Below are 22720 nucleotides of genomic sequence, written 5' to 3' on the forward strand. Positions count from 1 at the left end.
TCCTCCTCCTTCGCTGCCGCGACGAGGCCTGACACACGGCCCACCTCGTCGCGGAGTCCGTCGTGGCCCCCCACAGCGCCGATGCCGGCGAGACGACGAAAGCGACGACCATGCAGAACACCCAGCGCCCCTCCGGGATGCCGATCCACAAGTACGTTCCCTTCCACGAGCAGATCCGCGTCGACCTGCCCGACCGCACCTGGCCGACGAAGCGCATCGACCGGGCGCCTCGGTGGTGCGCCGTGGACCTCCGCGACGGCAACCAGGCCCTGATCGACCCGATGGACTCCGAGCGCAAGCGGGCCATGTTCGACCTGCTCGTCCGGATGGGCTACAAGGAGATCGAGGTCGGCTTCCCGAGCGCATCGCAGACCGACTTCGACTTCGTCCGGTCGCTCATCGAGGACGGCGCGATCCCGGACGACGTCACGATCCAGGTGCTGACCCAGGCGCGTGAGCACCTCATCGACCGCACGTACGAGGCGATCGACGGGGCGAAGCAGGCCATCGTGCACCTCTACAACTCGACGTCCATCGTCCAGCGCGAGGTCGTCTTCCGCACCGACGTGCAGGGCGTCGTCGACATCGCCGTCGCGGGCGCCCGGATGTGCAAGGCGGCCGAGGCCCGGTTGCAGCACGGCACGCAGGTGTTCTACGAGTACTCGCCGGAGTCCTACACGGGCACCGAGCTCGAGGTCGCAGCGCAGATCTGCAACGCCGTGCTGGAGGTCTTCGAGCCGACCCCCGACCGCAAGGTGATCATCAACCTCCCGGCGACGGTCGAGATGGCCACGCCCAACGTCTACGCCGACTCGATCGAGTGGATGTCGCGCAACCTCGACCACCGCGAGGACGTCATCCTGTCGCTGCACCCGCACAACGACCGCGGCACCGCCGTCGCCGCCGCCGAGCTCGGCTACATGGCCGGGGCGGACCGCATCGAGGGGTGCTTGTTCGGCAACGGCGAGCGCACCGGCAACGTGGACCTCGTCGCCCTCGGCATGAACCTGTTCACGCAGGGCATCGACCCCGAGGTCGACTTCTCGGACATCGACCAGGTCAAGCGCACCGTCGAGTACTGCAACCAGCTGCCGGTGCCCGAGCGGCAGCCCTGGGCCGGCGACCTGGTCTACACGGCGTTCAGCGGTTCGCACCAGGACGCCATCAACAAGGGCTTCGAGGCGATGCAGGCCAAGGCCACCGCCGCGGGGAAGTCCGTCGACGACATCGCCTGGGCGGTGCCGTACCTGCCCGTCGACCCGAAGGACATCGGCCGCTCGTACGAGGCCGTCATCCGCGTCAACTCGCAGTCCGGCAAGGGCGGCGTCGCGTACCTGCTCAAGACCGACCACGCGATCGACCTGCCCCGCAAGCTGCAGATCGAGTTCTCCGGCGTGGTGCAGCAGCGCACCGACACCGAGGGCGGCGAGTTCTCGTCCGACCGGATCTGGGACCTGTTCCGCGACGAGTACCTGCCCGCCGACGACGAGTCGGACAAGTGGGGCCGGTACGAGATCACGAAGACGGCGACGTCGAGCGACTTCGACGGCACCACGGAGCTCCACGTCGCGATGCGTGTCGACGAGGGGTCCGTCGCCGCCGATGCAGTCGGCACCGGTCCGGTCGACGCGTTCCTCACCGTCATGCGGGAGCAGGGCGTCGCGGTCACGCTGTACGACTACTCCGAGCACACGATGAGCGCCTCGGGTGACGCGAAGGCCGCCGCCTACGTCGAGCTCGACGTGGACGGCACCCGGCTGTGGGGCGTCGGGATCGACGCCGACATCGCGACCGCCTCGCTCAAGGCGATCGTCTCCGCGGTGAACCGGGCCGTACGCGCCGGAGCCGCGACCGGGACGCCGGAGCTGGTCACGGCGTAGGACGCCAGCGCTCTCGGGAGGCGCGGTGCGGGTCCGTCCCGCACCGCGCCTCCCGTCTGTGGACGCGTCGTCGACCGGGCGGATCCCGTCACGCTCGGCGTCGTCCGTCGACGGCGGTGCGTCGAGCGGGCGGATTCGGTCACGCTCGGTGCCGTCCGTCGACGGCGGTGCGTCGAGCGGGCGGGTTCGGTCACGCTCGGCGTCGTCCGGCGACGGGATCTGCCCGCCGGACGGAACTCAGACGGCATGTCCTGCCCGCTCGGCGCTCGGCGCTCGGCGCTCCGCGCTCGCCGCTCGGGCGACGCCGCGCCGCGCTCCGCGCCGGCCGCTCCGCCGGCACCCGCTGTCGGCGCCGCGGGGGATACTGGGGCAATGCCGCTGTACCGGGACGAGTGCGTCGTGCTGCGCACCCACAAGCTCGGCGAGGCCGACCGCATCGTCACCATGCTGAGCCGGCAGCACGGCAAGATCCGGGCGGTGGCCAAGGGGGTACGGCGCACGGCGTCGAAGTTCGGGTCGCGACTCGAGCCGTTCATGGTCGTCGACGCGCAGTTCTACGAGGGTCGGTCGCTCGACATCGTCACCCAGGCCGAGAGCCTCGGCTCGTACGGCGCCCAGATCGTCACCGACTACGGCGCCTACACGGCGGCCAGCGCCATGGTCGAGACGGCGGACCGGTTGAGCGAGGCGGACGCCGGGCTCCAGCAGTACCTGCTGCTCGTCGGTGCCCTGCGCTCACTGTCCAGGCACGAGCACGTCGTCAGCGCCACGCTCGACTCGTACCTGCTCCGGGCGATGAGCATCGCGGGGTGGGCGCCGTCGTTCGGTGACTGTGCGGTGACGGGGGAGCCCGGGCCGCACACCGCCTTCGTCGTGCAGCTCGGCGGGGTGGTGGCGGACCGTGCAGCGCCGCCCGGGACGCCCCGGCTCGACACCGACACGCTCGGCCTGCTCGGGGCACTGCTCGCCGGGGACTGGTCGACCGTCGACGCCTCCGACGAGCGGACGCGGTCGCGGGCCTCCGGCGTGGTGGCGGCCTACGCCCAGTGGCACCTGGAACGATCGCTCCGGTCACTGCCCCACGTGGACCGCAGTGAACACCCCGCTCCGGTCGCACCGACCCCCGGTGGGGTTCCGGCAGCCGTGGCCGCCACCCCGGCGCCCGCCGTGCCCGTCACGTCCGATCACGAAGGAACACCTGCATGAGCCCACGCCGGTCCGCGTCCGAAGCCGTGTCCGAGGGACTGCGACCCGTCGACTGGACGGGGGAGCAGCCGCCGGCGATCCCGGCGCAGTTCGTCCCGGAGCACGTGGCGATCGTCATGGACGGCAACGGCCGCTGGGCGAACCAGCGCGGCCTGACGCGGGTCGAGGGGCACAAGGCCGGCGAGGCCTCGCTGCTCGACGTCGTCGCCGGCGCGATCCAGATCGGCGTCAAGCACGTGTCGGCGTACGCGTTCTCGACCGAGAACTGGAAGCGGTCGCCGGACGAGGTCCGCTTCCTGATGGGCTTCAACCGCGAGGTCATCCACCGCCGTCGCGACCAGCTGCACGCGTGGGGTGTCCGGGTGCGGTGGGCGGGCCGGCGACCCCGGCTCTGGCGGAGCGTCGTCGACGAGCTGCAGACCGCGGAGCGGATGACCGCCGACAACGACGTCTGCACCCTCACGATGTGCGTCAACTACGGCGGGCGGAACGAGATCGTCGACGCGGTCCGGGGCATGGCCGAGGACGTCGCCGCCGGTCGGATGAAGCCGAGCCAGGTGACGGAGAAGGCCCTGGCGAAGCGGCTCTACGTGCCCGAGCTGCCCGACGTGGACCTGTTCCTGCGGAGCTCGGGCGAGCAGCGAACGTCGAACTTCATGCTGTGGCAGTCCGCGTACGCGGAGATGGTGTTCCTCGACCAGCTCTGGCCGGACTTCCGCCGCACCGACCTGTGGGGAGCGATCGAGGAGTACGCGCGCCGCGACCGACGCTACGGCGGCGCGGTGGACGCACCGACCGCCTGACGGGAGGCCCGTGGCGGCGCCGCCACGGGCCTCCCGTCCGACCCGTGGCCGGCCGGGCGGCCGTCGGTGCCGACACGAGACCCGTGCCACGGACAGCGCGCCGCGCCTCACGTGAGCAGGTGCGCCACCCCACGGACCGCCTCCAGCGCCGCCCGCACGCTCGGCACGCGGTCCGCGCCGCGGGCGACCACGACCTCGACCCGTCGTGCCAGCGCGTCGTCGGCCGGCGTGACCGCCACACCGGACGGCACGACGGTGGTCGACAGCGCCAGCCGGGGCAGCAGCGCGACGCCGAGTCCGGCCGCGACCAGCCCGACGACCGCCGCGGCGTTGTCGGTCTCGAGCACGATCTCCGGCGTGAACCCGGACGCCGCGCACGACGCGAGCAGGTGCCCGCGGCACCGCGGACAACCGCCGATCCACCGGGCGTCCCGGAACGCGGCGAGGTCGGCTGCCCGGTCCCCGGTCGGCACCGCACCCGCGGCGGTGACGAGCGCGAGCGGATCGCGCCCGAGCACGCGCGTGGTCAGGGTCGGATCGTTCGCGGAGTCGTCCTGCAGTGCGTGCGAGAAGGTCAGGGCGACGTCGACCTCGCCGCGCCGGAGCAGTTCGACGGCCTCGGGGGGCTCGGCCTCGACGTACGACGTCACCACCCCGGGGCTGTCCGTCGCCAGCGCCGCGAGCACCGGGGGCACGAGGGTCGACGACGCGCTCGGGAAGCCGGCGAGCCGCACCCGCCCGCGGGCGAGACCGCCGACCGCGTCGAGGTCCTCTCGTGCTGCGGCCAGGGCCGCCTCGACGTGCAGGGCGTGGTCGGCGAGGACGCGCCCGGACTCCGTCAGGGTCGCGCCGCGGCCGCCGCGGAGCACGAGGTCGTGCCCGAGCCGCTGTTCGGCGCGTGTGAGCAACTGGCTGACGGCGGGCTGGCTGTAGCCGAGCGCCGCGGCCGCACGGCTGATCGACCCGCCGTCACGCACGGCGAGCAGGACCCGGAGCAGCTGCGGTTCGATGGACTCCACAACACGATGTTATGGGTCCCCGAAGAAGCCTGCCCTGGCGTGATGGTGCTGGCCGTCGGAGCCTGGGGGCATGGACTCCTTCGTCGACGGATCGGGCTACCTCGCCGCCTGCACCGCCGGGCTCCCCACGCTCGGCACCCTCGCCGCACAGCGGTCGGACCTCGATGCGTGGTCGCGCGCCGAGACCTCGCCCGCGACGTACGGTGCCCTGGTCGAGGAGGGCCGCGCGCTCTTCGCCGACATCGTCGGCGTGGACGCCGCACGGGTGGCGACGGGGTCGCAGACCTCGGCGATGGTGGCACTCGTCGCTGCGTCACTGCCGGACGGTGCCGAGGTCGTCGTCCCCGACGGCGACTTCTCGTCCGTCGTCTTCCCGTTCCTCGTCCAGGCGCACCGCGGCGTCACGGTCCGCAGTGTCCCGCTCGAGCGACTCGCCGACGCCGTCCGCCCGGGCACCGCGCTCGTCGCCTGGTCCGCCGTGCAGTCCGCCACCGGCGTGGTGACCGACCCCGCCCCGGTCCTCGACGCGGCGCGCGCCGCCGGTGCCCTCACCCTCTGCGACCTCACCCAGGCCGCGGGCGTCCTGCCGGTGTCCGCCGCGCCGTTCGACGTCACGGTCACGCACGCCTACAAGTGGTTGTGCGCACCGCGCGGCGTCGCCTTCGCGACGTTCTCCGACGCGGCGCTGGAGCGCGTCCGCCCCGTGCAGGCCGGCTGGTACGCGGGAGCGGACGTCTGGTCCTCGTGCTACGGCCCGACCATGCAGCTCGCCGACGACGCCCGCCGTTTCGACGTGTCCCCGGCATGGCAGGCGTGGCCGGGGGCGGTCGCCGCCCTGCGACACCTCGCGTCCGTCGACGCCGGTTCGGCCTGGAGGCACGCCACCGGCCGCACGGACCGGCTCGCCGACGCGCTCGGGACGCCCCGGTCCGGTCAGGCGATCACGACCTTCCCCGACCCGGACGGGTCGGCCCTCCGCGCCCTGTCCGCGGCGGGGGTCACGGCGAGCGGACGGGCGGGCCGGCTGCGCCTGGCCTTCCACCTGTGGAACGACGACGCCGACGTCGACCGGGTCGTCGCGGTGCTGGGTGCGGCGGAGGGGTTCCGTCCCGCGGGGTGAGCCGGGCCGTCCACGGGTGCGCGACCGGCGTCCGTCGGTCGCCGCGGGGCCGGTACGCTTGCCCGGTACCGTTCCCGCACCGGGCACCCAGTCCGGCGAACTCAGGAGTCCTCTTGGCACCGTCCTCCCGTCTCGACAGCGTCATCGCCCTGGCCAAGGGCCGTGGCTTCGTCTTCCAGTCGGGGGAGATCTACGGCGGATCCCGCTCCGCGTGGGACTACGGGCCTCTCGGCGTCGAGCTGAAGGAGAACATCAAGCGCCAGTGGTGGCAGCGGTTCGTCCGCGGCCGCGGCGACATGGTCGGCCTCGACTCCGCCGTGATCCTGCCCCGCAAGGTGTGGGAGGCCTCGGGTCACGTCGCCACCTTCACCGACCCGCTCGTCGAGTGCCTGCACTGCCACCACCGGTTCCGCGAAGACCACCTGCTCGAGGCGTTCGAGGCGAAGAAGGGTCGAGCGCCCGAGGGCGGCATGGCCGAGGTGCCGTGCCCGAACTGCGGCACCCGCGGTGAGTGGACCGAGCCGCGCGAGTTCTCCGGCATGCTCAAGACCTACCTCGGCCCGGTCGAGTCCGAGGAAGGGCTGAACTTCCTCCGCCCGGAGACGGCGCAGGGCATCTTCGTCGACTTCGCGCAGGTCGTCACGACGAGCCGCATGAAGCCCCCGTTCGGCATCGGCCAGGTCGGCAAGGCGTTCCGCAACGAGATCACGCCCGGCAACTTCATCTTCCGCACGCGCGAGTTCGAGCAGATGGAGATCGAGTACTTCGTGCCGCCGGCCGACGTCGACACCCACTACGAGCAGTGGATCGCCGACGCGGTGGCGTTCTTCACCGACCTCGGCATCGACCCCGAGAACCTGCGACGCTTCGACGTGCCCGACGGCGAGCGCGCGCACTACTCGGACGCCACCGCGGACATCGAGTACCGCTTCGGGTTCGCCGGCTCCGAGTGGGGCGAGCTCATGGGCGTCGCGAACCGCACCGACTTCGACCTGAACAACCACATCGAGTCGTCGGGCAAGGACCTGCGCTTCTTCGACCAGGCCGCGAACGAGAAGTACGTGCCCTACGTCATCGAGCCGTCGTTCGGGCTCACCCGTGCGCTCATGGCGTTCCTGCTCGACGCGTACCACGAGGACGAGGCCCCGAACGCGAAGGGCGGCGTCGACAAGCGCACCGTCCTGCGCCTCGACCCGCGGCTGGCGCCGGTCAAGGCCGCGGTGCTCCCGCTGTCCCGCAACGAGCAGCTGTCGCCGGTGGCGCGCGGGCTCGCCGACGACCTGCGGAAGCACTGGAACGTCGACTTCGACGACGCCGGCGCGATCGGTCGTCGCTACCGTCGCCACGACGAGATCGGCACGCCGTTCTGCATCACGGTCGACTTCGACACGCTCGACGACAAGGCGGTCACGGTGCGTGAGCGCGACACCATGTCGCAGGAGCGCGTCTCGCTCGACCAGCTGCAGGGCTACCTGGCGCAGCGCCTCCTCGGCGCGTAGCGCGCGCGGCTGCTGCGGCAGCACCTGCCGCTGCCGCTGCCGCGGTCAGCGATCGCCGGTGCGACCTGCCGCTGCACAACCGAAAGCACCCCGGACCACGGAATCCCGTTGTTCGGGGTGCCTCTCGTTGTGCACGGCGCACGAGACACGGCGCACGAGACACGGTGCGCGAGGAGCGGGTCGTGACCGCGGGAATGCGCGGGCAGGGGCCGGGCTTGCACCTCGTGTGAACGAGTCTGTGAAGGTCGATGTCTGGTCGGACATCGCATGCCCCTGGTGCTACATCGGCAAGCGGAAGTTCGAGGCCGGCGTCGCCGCGTTCGCCTCCTCGCCCGAGGCCCAGCCGGTCGAGGTCGAGTACCACTCGTTCGAGCTGAGCCCGGACACCCCGGTCGACTTCGAGGGCACCGAGGCCGAGTTCCTCTCGCAGCACAAGGGCCTGCCGGTGCAGCAGGCACAGCAGATGATCGACCAGGTCGCCGGCATCGCCTCGTCCGTCGGGCTGCACTACGACTACGACGCACTGCGCCACACGAACACCGTCAAGGCGCACCAGGTCATCCACCTGGCGAAGCAGCACGGCAAGCAGCTCGAGATGGTCGAGCGCCTCTTCACCGCGTACTTCGAGCGCGGCGAGCACGTCGGACAGGACGAGTCCCTGGCCGACCTCGGCGCCTCGATCGGTCTGGACCGCGACGAGGTCCTGGCGACCCTGCGCGACGACGCCCAGCTCGCCGCCGTCCGGGCCGACCAGGCCCAGGCGCAGGCGTTCGGGATCAACGGCGTCCCGTTCTTCGTCATCGACGGCAAGTACGGCGTCTCCGGCGCACAGGACCCGGCGGCGTTCGAGCAGGTGCTCCGCCAGGTCGTCGCGCTCCGCGACGTGACGCCCGAGGAGCTCGCGGCGCAGCAGCAGCGCGCCGCGGACGACGCGACCGCGGACGCGGAGGCGACCCGGTGACCGGCGTGACGACGACCGGCCCGGTCGAGCCGGGCCTCCAGGCCGACGACCGGGAGGCGCGACCCGCCCTGCTCACGCTCATCACGCCCGGCGGTGCGCCGGTCTGCGAGGGTGACAGTTGCTTCGTCCCCGGTGCCGAGGGCGACTGGACCGAGGTCCCTGACTGAGCCGTCCGCTAGCGGACGGGCTCCTCGTCGGTGATGTCGGCGACGGTCGCGTCGTAGGCGGCGACGAGCGCGTCGCCGTCGACGAAGGCACTCGCGCCGTGCCGGCCGGCACCGAGCGCGATGCGGCGGCCCAGGACGCGTTCGTCGGCGTACACCGGCAGGTCGCCGGTCGCGCCGATCGGCGTGATCGTGCCGCGCTCGTAGCCCGAGGCCTCGAGCGCGGTCGCTGCGTCGGGCATCGACAGCTTGTTGACGCCGACGACGGTGCGGAGCTTCTTCCAGGCGATGCTGCGGCCGCCCGGCACCAGCGCGAGCAGGAAGCCACCGTCGTGACGCTTGACGACGAGCGTCTTCACGATGTCGCTCGGGTCGATGCCGAGCAGGGCGGCGGCACCCTCGAGGGAGTCGGCGGCGGGGCGCTGGACGACGTCCACCGCGAGCCCTCGGGCGGCGGCGTCGGCGTCGAACCGGGCGATCGCGGAGTCGGTCATGTGGAGAACGCTACCGGCGCGGACACGCGTGGGAGAATGGAGCACGTATGACGATCACCGACGCGCCCACCACGGCGCCCCGCACGGCGAAGCCCCTGCGCATCGGCCCCATCGAGGTCGAGGCGCCGGTCGTGCTCGCGCCGATGGCGGGCATCACGAACATGGCCTACCGCCGGCTCTGCCGCGAGTACGGCGCCGGACTGTACGTCTGCGAGATGATCACCTCGCGGGCGCTGGTCGAACGGACTCCGGTGTCGATGCAGCTCATCCAGCACCACGAGTCGGAGACGCCGCGGTCCATCCAGCTGTACGGCGTCGAGCCGAACACCGTGGCCGAGGCGGCGACGATCCTGGTGGGCGAGGACCGCGCCGACCACATCGACCTCAACTTCGGGTGTCCGGTGCCGAAGGTCACGCGGAAGGGCGGGGGAGCGGCCCTGCCGTGGAAGACCGACCTCTTCAAGGACCTCGTCGAGAAGACGGTCAAGGCCGCCGGCGACGTCCCGGTCACGGTGAAGATGCGCAAGGGCATCGACGCCGACCACCTGACCTACCTCGACGCGGCACGCATCGCCCGCGACGCCGGTGTCGCCGCGATCTCGCTGCACGCCCGCACCGCGAACGAGCACTACTCGGGGCAGGCGGACTGGTCCGCGATCGCCACGTTGAAGGAGACGATCACCGACATCCCGGTGCTCGGCAACGGCGACATCTGGTCCGCCGCCGACGCCCTGCGCATGGTCGACGAGACCGGCTGCGACGGTGTCGTGGTCGGCCGCGGATGCCTGGGTCGGCCGTGGCTGTTCGGCGACCTGGCGGCGGCGTTCCGCGGTGAGGACGTGCGCGCGATGCCCTCGCTCGGCGACGTCGCGACCGCCTTCCGTCGACACACCGAGCTGCTCGTCGAGTTCTTCGGGTCCGAGGACCACGGGTGCCGCGACGCCCGGAAGCACGTCTCCTGGTACTTCAAGGGGTACCCGATCGGCGGCGACGTCCGCTCGGCGCTCTCCATGGCCTCGAGCCTGCAGGAGATCGACGACCTGCTCGGGCAGCTCGACTGGTCGGCGCCGTACCCCGGTGCGGACGTCGAGGGCCCGCGAGGCCGCGCCGGGCACCCGAAGCGCACGGCGCTGCCGGACCGCTGGCTCGAGTCGCGCGACGTGGACGCCGAGTTCCGCAAGGTCCTCGCCGCCGCCGAGCTGCACCACAGCGGCGGATGAGCGCCACCGCCTCGTACGGGCCGGCCGACGCGGAACGCTGGCTGCCCGAGACCCACGGCAACCGTCGCTCCGACTTCGCCCGGGACCGCGCCCGCCTGCTGCACTCGAGCGCGCTCCGACGCCTCGCCGCGAAGACCCAGGTGCTCAGCCCGACCACCGGACTCGACTTCGCCCGCAACCGCCTGACGCACTCGCTCGAGGTCGCGCAGGTCGGGCGCGAGCTCGCCGACTCCCTCGGGCTCGACCCCGACGTCGTCGACACCGCGTGCCTGGCGCACGACATCGGGCACCCGCCGTTCGGGCACAACGGCGAGACCGCCGTGAACGCCTGGGCGGCGGACATCGGCGGCTTCGAGGGCAACGCCCAGACGCTGCGGCTGCTGACCCGCCTCGAGCCGAAGGTCTACGGCGACGGACCCGACGACGAGCGCCCGTACGGGCTCAACCTGACCCGGGCCTCGCTCGACGCGAGCTGCAAGTACCCGTGGCCGGCGGCGCAGGGCGTCGCCGAGGCATCGTCGGGGCGCACCAAGTTCGGGTTCTACGACGACGACCACGACGCCTTCGCGTGGCTCCGGCGCGGTGCTCCGCGTCGGCAGCGGTGCATCGAGGCGCAGGTCATGGACCTGTCCGACGACATCGCCTACTCGGTGCACGACTTCGAGGACGCCGTCGTCGCGGGCTTCATCGACGTCGCGGCCCTGGGCGACCGGGTCGGCGAGAACGACATCGTCACCGCGATGCACGCCTGGGTCGGGTCGGACCTCAGTCGTGACGAACTGCTCGAGGCCTTCGACCGACTCCGGTCGCTGCCGCTCTGGATGACGTCCTACGACGGGTCGCGGCGGGACATGGCGCGGCTCAAGAACCTCACCTCGCAGCTCATCGGGCGGTTCGCGCGGACGGCGACCGCGGCGACGCGCGAGTCCTACGCGTCCGGGTCCCTCGTGCGGTTCGCGGCCTCGGTCGTCACCCCGCCGGAGATCATCGGCGAGATCGCGGTGCTCAAGGGCATCGTCGCGGCGTTCGTCATGACCCACGGCGACCGGCAGCCCGTGTACGAGGACCAGCGTCGCGTGCTCACCGAGCTGCTCGACGCCCTGGCGGCGACGGGCAGTGCGGACCTCGAGCCGGGCTTCGCGGCGGACTGGCGTTCGGCGTCCGACGACGCCGGGCGGTTGCGGGCCGTGGTCGACCAGGTCGCGAGCCTGACGGACCAGGGGGCGCTGGCGTGGCACAAGCGACTCGTGGTGGGGGACCGGGAGACGACGCACATCGCGGTCTGACGCCGGCGTGCGGGACGCCGGCGTGCGGGACGCCGCCGCGTAGGACGCCGCCGTGCGAGACGCCGCCGTGAGGGCGAGACGCCGCCGGATCTGGGTCCGGTTCGCCGACCTGGCACGGTCTCGTGCGGACGGCGCCGTCTCGGTGGGACCGGAGCGGCTCCTGCCCGGCCGCCGCGCGTGTCGACGTGCGCACCGACCGAGGTGGGGCGCGTGCTGATCGTGCACCGCGCCTCCCGGCCGTCGTGCTCTCCACAGGCGGACACGGACCGTCCTCCGGCACCGGCCGCACGAACTAGGATCGAGGGGTGGCTGGCAGGATCGCGCGGAACGACATCGACGAGGTCCGCTCGCGTGTCAACATCGCCGACGTCGTCGGCGACCACGTCACGCTGAAGTCGGCGGGCGTCGGCTCGCTGAAGGGGCTCTGCCCGTTCCACGACGAGCGCTCCCCGTCGTTCCACGTGCGGCCGCAGGTCGGCCGGTACCACTGCTTCGGGTGCGGCGAGGACGGCGACGTCTTCGAGTTCATCATCAAGATGGACCACACGACGTTCCAGGAAGCGGTCGAGCGCATGGCCGCGAAGATCGGCTTCACGCTCCACTACGAAGAGGGCGACGGCCCGCGCACCGACTACAACCAGCGCGCGCGGCTGATCGCCGCGAACGAGGCAGCGCTCGAGTTCTACCAGTCGCAGCTCACCTCGGCGGCTGCCGAGCCCGCGCGACGCTTCCTCGGGGAGCGCGGCTTCGACCCCGCCGCAGCACAGCACTTCGGCGTGGGTTTCGCGCCGCAGTCGTACGACGCCACGCGTGAGCACCTGCGGGGCCGTGGGTTCTCGATGGACGAGATCCTCGCGGCGGGACTCGCCGGACAGGGCGACCGCTCGCCGTACGACCGGTTCCGCGGACGCCTCGTGTGGCCGATCCGCGACGTGACCGGTGCGACGATCGGCTTCGGCGCGCGTCGACTGCTCGACGACGACAAGGGCCCGAAGTACCTCAACACCCCCGAGACGCCGATCTACCACAAGAGCCAGGTCCTCTACGGGCTCGACCTCGCCCGGAAGGACATCTCCAAGGGCAAGCAGGTCGTGATCGTCGAGGGCTACACCGACGTCATGGCGTGCCACCTCGCCGGTGTGACGACCGCCGTCGCGACGTGCGGCACCTCGTTCGGTGTCGACCACATCAAGGTCCTCCGGCCGATGCTCGGCGACGTCAGCGGTGCCGACCCGAACGCCAACGGCGAGGTGGTCTTCACGTTCGACCCCGACGAGGCCGGGCAGCGTGCCGCCTCGCGGGCGTTCGCCGAGGAGCAGCGCTTCGCCGCGCAGACCTACGTCGCGGTGGCTCCCGGCGGACTCGACCCGTGCGACCTCCGACTCGCGCGGGGCGACGACGCGATCCGCCGGCTCGTCAGCGCGAAGCGCCCGATGTTCGAGTTCATGATCCGTCGGACGCTCGACGGCCACGACCTCGAGACCGTCGAGGGGCGGGTCAGCGCACTGCGGGCCGCCGCGCCGGTCCTCGCCGGGATCCGCGACCGCTCCCTCACGCAGGGGTACGTCCGCGAACTCGCCGGGTGGCTCGGCATGGACATCCCGGACGTCCGGCGGGCGGTCGACTCGGCGCGTCAGCGCGCGTCCGCAGCGCGCACCGACCGGACGGGAGGCCCGGTGCCGGTCGGTCAGGCCGGTCCCGGTGGTGAGCTGGTCGCCCCGCCCGAGGAGCCCGTGGCCGGTCTGCGGCTGCTGCCGAACGACCCGATCACCCGGATGGAGCGCGACGCCGTGATGGCGATGGTGCAGCAGCCCGGGTACGTGGGCGCACCGCTCATCTGGCTCGCGGCCGGCGCGACGTTCTCGGCGCCGATGCTGTCGGTCGTGCGGGACGCCGTGGTCGCCAACGTCGACTCGATCGGCGCGGGGGACTGGCTCGACCGGTTGCTGCAGGACGTGCCGGCGCCGTTCCGCGGTCTCGTGCAGGAGCTCGCACTCGCACCGATCCCGGCTCGCACCGACGAGGACCTGGCGCTCTACGCCCGGAGCATCGTCGTGGCACTGGTCGAGCGGGACCTGCTCGCCCGCAAGGCCTCGCTGCTCGGGCAGTTGCAGCGGGCCGACCCGCACGAGCAGTCCGACCGGCGCGCCGAGATCCAGCGCCAGCTCGTCGACATCGACGCGCAGCGGATGCGCCTCCGCGCCGACGCCGAGGCGGCAGCGCAGGGCTGAGCCGTCCCGCGAGGGGCGGCAGCGCGTCGTCGCCCGGCCACTCGTGCTGGCCCGCTCGGTCGCGCGACCACTCGTGCTGGCCCGCACGGTCGCGCGGCCACTCGTGCTGGACCCCAGGGTCGCGCGACCACTCGTGCTGGACCCCAGGGTCGCGCGACCTGCCGCGTGCGGTCGATCTGGTCGCAGGACTCGCCGCCGCGACCCGGAATGAGCGGCAGGTCACGCGACCAGGGCGCGAGCGTCATCCACCGCAGCCGCCGCAGCGGGCAGGGATCGCCGCGTGGACGACGTCGAGCGGGTGGGGATCGGTGCCCGGAGACGCCGAGGGTGACGTAGTCCGCCCGCTCGGTGTCCCGCCGTGGCCCGGCCACTCGCACTGGCCGTTCCGGTCGCACGACGTGCCGTGTGCGGTCGTCCTGGTCGCACGACCCGCCGCCGCGGCCCGAATTGAGCGGCAAGTCGTGCAACCCGAACGCGAGCGCCACCGACCGGCGCCGGGCGGGCAGGACGTGCCGCGCGCGTGACGTCGGGTGGGTGGGATGTGTCGGCCGGGGAGGTCGAGCGTGACGGATCTCGCCCGCTCGGCAGCGGGCAGCAGGCAGCGGGCAGCGGGCAGCCGGCAGCCGGCAGCCGGCAGCCGCTCGCCCGCCCGCCCGGTGGCAGGCAGCGGCCCGACCCCGTCCCCGTTGCACCACGCAACTTTCGTGCGCGACACGCCGCTCCGTGACGCGCGCATCATGCGCCACGCGACGCGGTCGTGCATTACAAGGGTGTAAACAAATGTCCCTCGAATCGTGGACTTCCGTGTCAGGGTGGTACCAATGAGCGTTCCCGGCGGGCCTCACAGTCGATCCACCGCCCTCCGCGGGACCCCTTGCGAACCATCACCGAGAGAGAGAGCGGACATGGCATCCGTATCCAAGTGGGGCAGGCGCGGCATCGCGCTCGGCGCCGGGGCAGCAGCGACGGCGCTGGTGCTGACGGGCTGCGCGAGCAGCAGCGTCTCCGACACCGACCTCAACGGCCTGAGCATCGGCACGACGGACAAGGTCACGTCCCTCGATCCGGCCGGGTCCTACGACAACGGCTCCTTCGCCGTGCAGAACCAGGTGTTCCCGTTCCTGATGAACACCCCCGTCGGCAGCCCCGACGTCAAGCCGGACATCGCCGAGAGCGGCGAGTTCACGAACGACACGACCTACACGGTGAAGCTCAAGAGCGGGCTGAAGTTCGCGAACGGCAACGACCTCACCTCGAGTGACGTCAAGTTCTCGTTCGAGCGCGAGCTGAAGATCAACAACGAGAACGGTCCGCAGTCGCTGCTCGCCAACCTCAAGAGCATCGAGACCCCGGACGACACCACGGTCGTCTTCAACCTCGACCACGCCGACCAGACCTGGCCGCAGGTGCTCTCGAGCCCCGCAGGCCCGATCGTCGACGAGCAGGTCTTCTCGGCGGACGAGCTCACCCCGGCGGCGGACATCGTCAAGGGCAAGGCGTTCGCCGGGCAGTACGAGATCACCTCGTACAAGGAGAACGACACCATCCAGTACTCGGCGAACCCCGAGTACGACGGGCTCCTCGGCAAGGCGAAGACCAAGGAGGTCACCGCCAGCTACTACACCAAGGAGACCGACCTGAAGCTCGCCGTGCAGAAGGGCGACGTCGACGTGGCGTACCGCTCGCTGACGCCGACCGACATCGCCGACCTGCGCAAGGACGACTCCGTCAAGGTCACCGACGGCCCCGGTGGCGAGATCCGCTACCTGGTCTTCAACTTCAACACGCAGCCGTTCGGCGCGAGCCAGTCCGACGCGGACGAGGCGAAGGCCCTCGCCGTGCGCCAGGCCGTGGCCGACGTCGTCGACCGCGAGAAGATCGCGAAGGACGTCTACAACAACACGTACTCGCCGGTCTACTCGATGGTGCCGGACGGCCTGACCGGTGCCGCGAAGCCGTTCGAGGAGCTCTACGGCAACGGCAAGGGCGGCCCCGACGTCGACAAGGCGAAGGAGACGCTGTCGAAGGCCGGTGTCACCGGCAAGGTGCAGCTCGACATCCAGTACGCGCCCGACCACTACGGTTCGACGTCGGACGACGAGTACGCCGAGCTCAAGACGCAGCTCGAGAACTCGGGCCTGTTCTCCGTGAAGATCCAGTCGACGGTCTACACGACCTACGCGCAGGAGCGGACGAAGGACTCCTACCCGGTGTACCAGCTCGGGTGGTTCCCGGACTTCTCGGACGCCGACAACTACCTGTCGCCGTTCTTCACGAAGGACAACTTCGTGCAGAACCACTACGACGACCCGGAGATCCAGAAGCTGATCTCCGAGGAGCAGCAGGAGTCCGACAAGGACAAGCGCGCGCAGCTCATCGAGCAGGCGCAGGAGCGCGAGGCCACGCAGATCTCGACGCTGCCGCTCCTGCAGGGCAAGTCCGTGGCGGTCGCGGGCAAGGACGTCAAGGGCCTGACCCTCGACTCCTCGTACAAGTTCCGCTACGCCACCCTCTCCAAGTAACACCGGCGTCGGCCCACGGGGGCGTTCCCACGAGGAGCGCCCCCGTGGCCACGTCCCGAACGGCACCGAAAGGCACCCGTCCCCGTGACCCTCAGCACCCCCGAGGCGACACCGGAGCTGGCCACCGACCCCACCAAGCCCCAGGCACAGCGACGTGCCCGTGGGCAGGGCGGCGGGCTCGGTCGGTACATCCTGGTCCGCTTCCTCCTCATCTTCCCGACGGTGTTCATCCTGGTGACGCTCGTCTTCTTCCTGATGCGCGTCATCGGGAACCCGATCACCGCCTCGGTCGGTGGCCGTCTGACGCCCTCGCAGCTCCAGGAACGTCTGCACGCCGCCGGCTACGACCGGCCGGTCATCGTCCAGTACCTCGAGTACCTCGGCGGCATCGTGCGCGGGGACTTCGGCACGACGTCGACCGACAACCGTCCGATCACCGAGGTCATCGTCACGTACGGCGGCGCGACCGCGGAGCTGGTCTTCTACGCGCTCATCGTCGCCCTCGTCCTCGGCATCCCGCTCGGCATGCTCGCGGCGTACGTCCGCGACAAGTGGCCGGACGTGCTGTTCCGAGCGCTCGCGATCCTGACGTACGCGACGCCGGTGTTCTTCGGCGGTCTGCTCCTCAAGCTCGTCTTCTCGGTCTGGCTCGGCTGGCTGCCGCTCGGCGACCGCGCCTCCACCCGGGTGTCGCTCATCCTCGACAACATCCCGGGTGCGACCGGCATCTACCTCATCGACGCACTCCGCACCGGCAACGCGCAGGTGATCGGCGACGTGCTGTCGCACGCCGTCCTGCCCGCGCTGACGCTCGGTCTGCTCACCGCCGGCATCTTCCTGCGTCTGGTGCGTGCCAACATGATCGGCTCGCTCGGGTCCGAGTACGTCGACGCGGCCCGCTCGCGCGGCGTCCGGGAGGCCCGGCTCGTCCGGACGCACGCCTTCCGTCCGGCGCTGGTCCCGATCATCACCGTGATGGGTCTGCAGATCGCCATGCTGCTCGGTGGGTCGGTGCTCACCGAGACCACGTTCGGCTGGCGCGGGCTCGGTTTCCAGCTCAACCAGTACCTGTCGGCCCGCGACTTCGTCGCGGTCCAGGGCATCGTCGCGATGCTCGCCGTGATCGTCGCCGTGACGAACTTCGTCGTCGACGTCGTCGCGGCGCTGATCGACCCGAGAGTGAGGTTCTAGCGATGGCCGACACCTCGCTCGTCGACCGCCACGAGCCGCTCTGGAAGCGGCTGCCCGTGGTGGTCCAGCTCCGCAGGAGCACCGGCTGGCAGCGCGCCATGCTCATCACCGGCGTGGTCATCTGCGCCCTGTACCTGATCGTCGCCCTCGCCGCGCCGCTCATCGCCCCGTACGGCTTCGGTCAGCTGCAGGGCGCCGACGGCCAGGGCTTCCCGCGCACCGCCCCGCCGAGCGCCGAGCACGTCTGGGGCACCACGGTCGGTGGCTTCGACGTGTTCAGCCGCGTCGTCTTCGGCGCGCGCACCGCGGTGCTCGTCGTCATCGTCGCGGTCGTCGTGTCGATCACGATCGGGGTCATCCTCGGCATGGTCTCGGGGTACGTCGGCGGCTGGCTCGACCGGGTCCTCGTCGTCGTCGCCGACGCGATCTACGCGTTCCCCTCGCTGCTGCTCGCCATCGTCGTGTCGATCGTGATCTCCGGCGGCAACTCGAGCTACACCGGCGGCATCGTCGCGGCGGCGATCTCGATCACCGTCGTCTACGTCCCGCAGTACTTCCGGGTCGTGCGTGCCGAGGCGGTGCGCCTGAAGAACGAGGCGTTCGTCGAGTCCGCGCGGGTCATCGGCACGAACCCGTGGCGCATCATGACCCGCCACGTGCTGCGCAACAGCACCAGGAGCCTGCCGCTCATCCTGACGCTGAACGCCTCCGACGCGATCCTCACCCTGGCCGGCCTCGGCTTCCTCGGGTTCGGCATCGGCCCGACCAGCGGCGCGGAGTGGGGCTACGACCTCAGCCGCGCGCTGTCGGACGTCGCGTCGGGCGTCTGGTGGACCGGTGTGTTCCCCGGCGTCGCGATCGTCGTGCTCGTGCTCGGCGTGACCTTCATCGGCGAGAGCCTCAACGACATCTCGGACCCGCGCCTGCGCGCCCGCAGGAGGCTGAAGCAGCTGGTCTCGCGGAAGCAGGCCGCCAGCACGGAAGGGGCGACGGCATGACCGACGCAGGGAACGACCAGCAGGACCGACCGGTCGCGGTCGTCGACGACCTGACCGTCACCTTCGCGACCGACGGCGGTGCCGTCGACGCGGTCAAGGGCGTCAGTCTCGACGTCCGTCCGGGCGAGGTCCTCGCGCTGGTCGGCGAGTCCGGCTCCGGCAAGTCGGTCACGGCCCGCAGCATGCTGCGGCTGATGCCCGAGACGGCGACGCTCGGTGGTGCGGTGTACCTCGACGGCACCGACGTGGTCAGCGTCGGGTCGGCCAAGCTCCGCGAACTCCGCGGCACGGCCGGTGCGATGGTCTTCCAGGAGCCGTCGACCGCGCTCAACCCGGTCTTCACGGTGGGGTGGCAGATCGCCGAGGGCCTCCGGGCGCACGGCGGCGTCTCGAAGAAGGACGCCCGCGCGAAGGCGATCGACTACCTGCGCCGCGTCGGCATCCCCGACCCGGAGACGCGGGTCGACCACTACCCGCACCAGTTCTCCGGCGGGCAGAAGCAGCGCGTGGTCATCGCGAGTGCACTGGCCCTCGAGCCGAGCGTGATCATCGCCGACGAGCCGACCACCGCACTCGACGTCACCGTGCAGGCCGAGATCCTCGACCTGCTCCGGCGCTGCCGCGACGAGTTCGGCGCCGCCATCGTCATCATCACGCACAACATGGGCGTGGTCGCCGACCTGGCCGACCGGGTCGCCGTCATGTACCAGGGCGAGGTCGTGGAGGAGGCACCGGTCGCGCAGCTCTTCGCGGACCCGCAGGCCGACTACACGAAGCGCCTGCTCGCCGCCGTGCCCCGGCTGGAGGCCTCGACCGGGACGGCCCGCCGAGCGGTGATCGCGACCGACGTCGAGCCCCTCGTCAGCGCGAAGGGGCTCGAGATCGAGTACCCGGGCCGCCTCGGTTCGCCCGCCTTCAGGGCCGTGAAGGGCGTCGACCTCGACGTCCGTCCCGGCGAGGTGCTCGGGCTGGTGGGGGAGTCGGGCTCCGGCAAGACGACGATCGGTCGGGCCATCGCGGGGCTCACCCGCGTCACCGGCGGGTCGCTCGAGGTCCTCGGCACCGAGATGCTCGGGTACCGCGAGCGGGACTTCAAGCGGCACCGCAAGGACATCGGGTTCGTGTTCCAGGACCCGGCGACCTCGTTCAACCCGCTGCTCACGATCGCCGAGTGCGTCGCCGAGCCGCTCGTCGTGCACGGCGAGGTGCGGAACCCCCGAGCCGCCCGCAAGCGCGTCGGCGAGTTGCTCGAGATGGTGCAGCTCCCGGCGTCCTACGGCGACCGGTACCCGCACGAGCTGTCCGGTGGCCAGCGGCAGCGCGCCTCGCTCGCGCGTTCGATCGCACTCCGGCCGAAGCTGCTCATCGCGGACGAACCGACGAGCGCGCTCGACGTGTCGGTGCAGGCCCGCGTGCTGGAGCTCTTCCTCGAGCTGCAGCAGGACCTCGGGTTCGCGTCGCTGTTCATCAGCCACGACCTCGCGGTCGTCGGCGCACTGTCGGACCGCATCGCGGTGCTGTACCGCGGCGACCTGGTGGAGACGGGCACCACCGCCGAGGTCCTCGGTGCGCCGAAGCACCCCTACACGCAGCGGCTGCTCGCGTCGCTGCCCGTGCCGGACCCGGCGGAACAGGCGGAGCGACGGCGTACGCTGGTGGCACTGGAGAACGCCGGGTCCTGACCCGACGCGACCGGCCGGGAGGCACGGCGTTGCGTCGTCGACGCACGCCGCGCCTCCCGGCCGGTCACCTCCGGCGAACCACCGACGACGCGACACCGGTCCGTCGCGCAACCGCCGCCAGGGGGCGGCGCGGAAGGGGACCCATGATCGCGGTGAACGGCCCGGCGGTCGTCGCAGACGACGTCTCGATCGAGTACCGGGGCGTCCGCGGATCGGAGCCGATCCGCGCGGTCGACGGGGTCAGCCTGACCGTCCGCCAGGGCGAGATCCTCGCGCTCATCGGTGAGTCCGGTTCCGGCAAGAGCACCTTCGCCGCCGCGATCGCCGGGCAGCTCGGCGCGACCGGCGAGGGCGAGGGTGCGCACCGGCGACAGATCGTCGGCGGTGAGCTCACCGTGCTCGGTCAGCACGTGCGCGGGCTCCGCCCGTCCTCGCGGAAGGCGCAGCGGCTGACCGGCCGCATCGGGTACCTGCCGCAGGACGGCGCCGACCGGCTGAGCCCCGACCTGACCGTGGGCGAGGCGATCGCCGAACCGATCTACCTGCGCGACCGGCGGTTCGACCGCAAGGAGGCCGGGCTCATGGTCGCGCGACTGGTCGACGCCGTGCACCTGCCCCTCGGCATCATGCGCCTGAACACGTGGGAGCTGTCGAGCGGGCAGCGGCAGCGTGTCGCCCTCGCACGCGCGCTCATCCTCGAGCCGCAGCTCCTCGTCGCCGACGAACCCGCACGCGGCGTCGACGTCCTGGTCCGTCAGTCGGTGCTCGAGGCCCTGACGAACCTGCAGCGCGGTCGGCAGTTCTCGGCCGTCGTGGTGTCGAGCGACCTCCGCGAGGCCCGCGCGCTCGCGGACCGCGTCGGTGTGCTCGCCGAGAGCCGCCTGGTCGGGCTCGGCACCTTCGACGAGGTCCTCGACAACCCCGTCGACCCCTACGTGCAGACGCTCGCCGCGACCGCGTCACGCCCCGTGAAGCGTCGTCCGACCGCGACCACCGCCCCGCGGCGCTCGTCCGCCCCCCGTCGTCCGGTCGGTGCCGGGGCGGGCACCGCTCCCCGGACCGAGCGTCAGGAGAACGCATGAGCACCACGACCGCACACGACACGGCGAGCAGCCGCGGACACCGCGCGGTCGTCACCGACGCGGGCGCCCCGCTCCCCGTCGACGCACCCACGGCCGGACCGGTCGCGATCCTGCCGACCGCGGCCGACCTGCACGCGGACGCCGTGCGGGCCGCCGGCGGCACGGTCGGCGACCTCGGCGCGGACACGCGGGGGATCGTCTGGCTCGACGCCCGTGACCCCGACGGGCTCGCGGCGGCGTTGGACCAGGGGGCCTCGGTCGGCTGGGTCCAGCTGCCCTTCGCGGGCGTCGACGCCTTCGCCCACCTGATCCAGGAGCACGGGGACCGGGTGCTCTTCACGTCGGCCAAGGGCGCCTACGCGGAACCCGTCGCCGAGCACGCCCTCGCGCTGACGCTCGCGACGCTCCGGGTGCTGCAGAAGCGCGCCCGCGCGACGTCCTGGGCGACCGAGCCGGAGGGCGTGTCGCTCTACGGGCGGAACGTCGTGGTGATCGGCGCGGGCGGGATCGCCCTGGAGTACATCCGGCTCGTCGCCCCGTTCGAGGTCTCCGTGACGGTCGTGCGCCGCTCGGACGACCCGGTGCCGGGAGCCGACCGCACGGTCACGACCGACGCCCTGGACGAGGTGCTGCCCGACGCCGACGTGGTCGTGGTCGCGGCAGCCATGACCTCGGGGACGGCGAAGCTGCTCGACGCGCGTCGGTTCGGACTCATGAAGCCCTCGGCGCGTCTCGTGAACATCGCGCGCGGGGGACTGGTCGACACCGACGCGCTCGTCGCGGCGCTGCGCGAGGGCACGATCGCCGCCGCCGGCCTCGACGTGACGGACCCGGAGCCGTTGCCCGACGGCCACCCGCTCTGGGACGAGCCGGGTGTGGTCGTCACGCCGCACCAGGCCGACACCCCGGACATGGTCGCGCCGCTGCTGGCCGAGCGCGTCCGGGCGAACACCGCCGCGTTCCTGTCCGGCTCCGGTGACGGGTTCGTCGGCGTCGTGGACCCCGTCGCGGGCTACTGAGCACCGACGGCGCCGGGCCCGGCCGGGGAGCTCGACGACGCGGCACGCCCGGGATGCGCGGCCGATGCGCGGAGCGGGCTCGGGGTGCTGCTATGCTGTTACCCGTTGTTCGCACCACATTCGCCAGCGGACAGTGATCCTCGATAGCTCAATTGGCAGAGCAGCCGGCTGTTAACCGGCAGGTTGTTGGTTCGAGTCCAACTCGGGGAGCGACAGGCCCTCACCCTCCGGGGTGGGGGCCTCTTGCGTTCCCGGGGTTCGGCGCCCTTGCCGCTACCGCGAGACTCGGCTCCGCGGACGGTTTCTCGGGCACCGGACCACGAACGTGTCCGCACGGCCGAGT

The 22720-nt window shown here is 71.8% G+C and carries 18 protein-coding genes and 1 tRNA gene; 17 read left to right on the plus strand and 2 right to left on the minus strand.

Annotated features, from left to right (window positions below):
• Positions 1-110 precede the first annotated feature (110 nt).
• From leuA to M3666_RS07945, 3 genes are all read left to right on the plus strand, one after another.
• Entirely contained in the window at positions 111-1880 is a 1770-nt protein-coding gene (gene leuA, locus M3666_RS07935) for a 2-isopropylmalate synthase (RefSeq protein ID WP_251154957.1), read from the plus strand.
• A 372-nt stretch (positions 1881-2252) separates the two neighbouring features.
• Positions 2253-3086: a DNA repair protein RecO gene (gene recO, locus M3666_RS07940; RefSeq protein WP_066653894.1), complete on the plus strand. Its 834-nt coding sequence runs from the start codon at positions 2253-2255 to the stop codon at positions 3084-3086.
• Positions 3083-3889 (plus strand): isoprenyl transferase, encoded by an 807-nt coding sequence (locus M3666_RS07945; protein WP_066653897.1) that lies wholly within the window; start codon positions 3083-3085, stop codon positions 3887-3889. Before recO ends, M3666_RS07945 begins: the two co-directional genes overlap by 4 nt.
• 107 nt (positions 3890-3996) lie before the next feature.
• Here the strand turns inward: M3666_RS07945 and M3666_RS07950 are convergent, their stop codons facing one another.
• Entirely contained in the window at positions 3997-4908 is a 912-nt protein-coding gene (locus tag M3666_RS07950) for a LysR family transcriptional regulator (RefSeq protein WP_251154958.1), read from the minus strand.
• 70 nt (positions 4909-4978) lie between these two features.
• On the opposite strand from M3666_RS07950, the gene M3666_RS07955 reads away from it, so the two are divergent.
• From M3666_RS07955 to M3666_RS07970, 4 genes are all read left to right on the plus strand, one after another.
• Positions 4979-6028, plus strand: a complete 1050-nt coding sequence (locus tag M3666_RS07955) for an aminotransferase class V-fold PLP-dependent enzyme (protein ID WP_251154959.1) — start codon at positions 4979-4981, stop codon at positions 6026-6028.
• A 113-nt stretch (positions 6029-6141) separates the two neighbouring features.
• Positions 6142-7527: a glycine--tRNA ligase gene (locus M3666_RS07960; protein ID WP_066653905.1), complete on the plus strand. Its 1386-nt coding sequence runs from the start codon at positions 6142-6144 to the stop codon at positions 7525-7527.
• A gap of 226 nt (positions 7528-7753) precedes the next feature.
• Positions 7754-8488, plus strand: a complete 735-nt coding sequence (locus tag M3666_RS07965) for a DsbA family protein (RefSeq protein WP_066653907.1) — start codon at positions 7754-7756, stop codon at positions 8486-8488.
• Positions 8485-8655, plus strand: coding sequence for a hypothetical protein (locus tag M3666_RS07970; RefSeq protein WP_251154960.1), 171 nt, complete (start codon positions 8485-8487; stop codon positions 8653-8655). Before M3666_RS07965 ends, M3666_RS07970 begins: the two co-directional genes overlap by 4 nt.
• An 8-nt stretch (positions 8656-8663) precedes the next feature.
• Here M3666_RS07970 and M3666_RS07975 read toward each other — a convergent pair whose 3' ends face one another.
• Positions 8664-9146, minus strand: a complete 483-nt coding sequence (locus M3666_RS07975; RefSeq protein WP_066653909.1) for an aminoacyl-tRNA deacylase — start codon at positions 9144-9146, stop codon at positions 8664-8666.
• A gap of 47 nt (positions 9147-9193) precedes the next feature.
• Between M3666_RS07975 and dusB the strand changes: the two genes are divergently transcribed.
• The 10 genes from dusB to M3666_RS08025 all read left to right on the plus strand — a co-directional run bounded on the left by dusB (position 9194) and on the right by M3666_RS08025 (position 22587).
• Positions 9194-10366 carry a tRNA dihydrouridine synthase DusB gene (gene dusB / locus M3666_RS07980; protein ID WP_066653911.1) on the plus strand — a complete coding sequence of 391 codons (1173 nt, stop codon included), beginning with the start codon at positions 9194-9196 and terminating at the stop codon, positions 10364-10366.
• Complete coding sequence (locus tag M3666_RS07985; protein ID WP_066653914.1) at positions 10363-11652, plus strand: deoxyguanosinetriphosphate triphosphohydrolase; 1290 nt, start codon at positions 10363-10365, stop codon at positions 11650-11652. Before dusB ends, M3666_RS07985 begins: the two co-directional genes overlap by 4 nt.
• A 305-nt stretch (positions 11653-11957) precedes the next feature.
• Positions 11958-13883 (plus strand): DNA primase, encoded by a 1926-nt coding sequence (gene dnaG / locus M3666_RS07990; protein ID WP_209683000.1) that lies wholly within the window; start codon positions 11958-11960, stop codon positions 13881-13883.
• A 905-nt stretch (positions 13884-14788) separates the two neighbouring features.
• Positions 14789-16405 carry an ABC transporter substrate-binding protein gene (locus tag M3666_RS07995; RefSeq protein WP_066653919.1) on the plus strand — a complete coding sequence of 539 codons (1617 nt, stop codon included), beginning with the start codon at positions 14789-14791 and terminating at the stop codon, positions 16403-16405.
• A gap of 84 nt (positions 16406-16489) precedes the next feature.
• The gene (locus tag M3666_RS08000; RefSeq protein ID WP_209682997.1) at positions 16490-17596 is read left to right on the plus strand and encodes an ABC transporter permease; all 1107 of its coding nucleotides are present in this window, start codon (positions 16490-16492) and stop codon (positions 17594-17596) included.
• A 2-nt stretch (positions 17597-17598) separates the two neighbouring features.
• Positions 17599-18594: an ABC transporter permease gene (locus M3666_RS08005; RefSeq protein WP_066653922.1), complete on the plus strand. Its 996-nt coding sequence runs from the start codon at positions 17599-17601 to the stop codon at positions 18592-18594.
• The gene (locus M3666_RS08010) at positions 18591-20276 is read left to right on the plus strand and encodes an ABC transporter ATP-binding protein (protein ID WP_251154961.1); all 1686 of its coding nucleotides are present in this window, start codon (positions 18591-18593) and stop codon (positions 20274-20276) included. The genes M3666_RS08005 and M3666_RS08010 overlap by 4 nt, the downstream gene beginning before the upstream one ends.
• A gap of 143 nt (positions 20277-20419) precedes the next feature.
• Positions 20420-21358, plus strand: a complete 939-nt coding sequence (locus M3666_RS08015) for an ATP-binding cassette domain-containing protein (protein WP_251154962.1) — start codon at positions 20420-20422, stop codon at positions 21356-21358.
• Positions 21355-22377, plus strand: coding sequence for a D-isomer specific 2-hydroxyacid dehydrogenase family protein (locus M3666_RS08020; RefSeq protein WP_251154963.1), 1023 nt, complete (start codon positions 21355-21357; stop codon positions 22375-22377). Before M3666_RS08015 ends, M3666_RS08020 begins: the two co-directional genes overlap by 4 nt.
• Before the next feature lie 137 nt (positions 22378-22514).
• Positions 22515-22587, plus strand: a tRNA-Asn gene (locus M3666_RS08025).
• The last annotated feature ends 133 nt before the right edge of the window (positions 22588-22720 follow it).

The sequence above is a fragment of the Curtobacterium sp. ODYSSEY 48 V2 genome, assembly GCF_023712625.1.
Taxonomy (GTDB): domain Bacteria; phylum Actinomycetota; class Actinomycetes; order Actinomycetales; family Microbacteriaceae; genus Curtobacterium.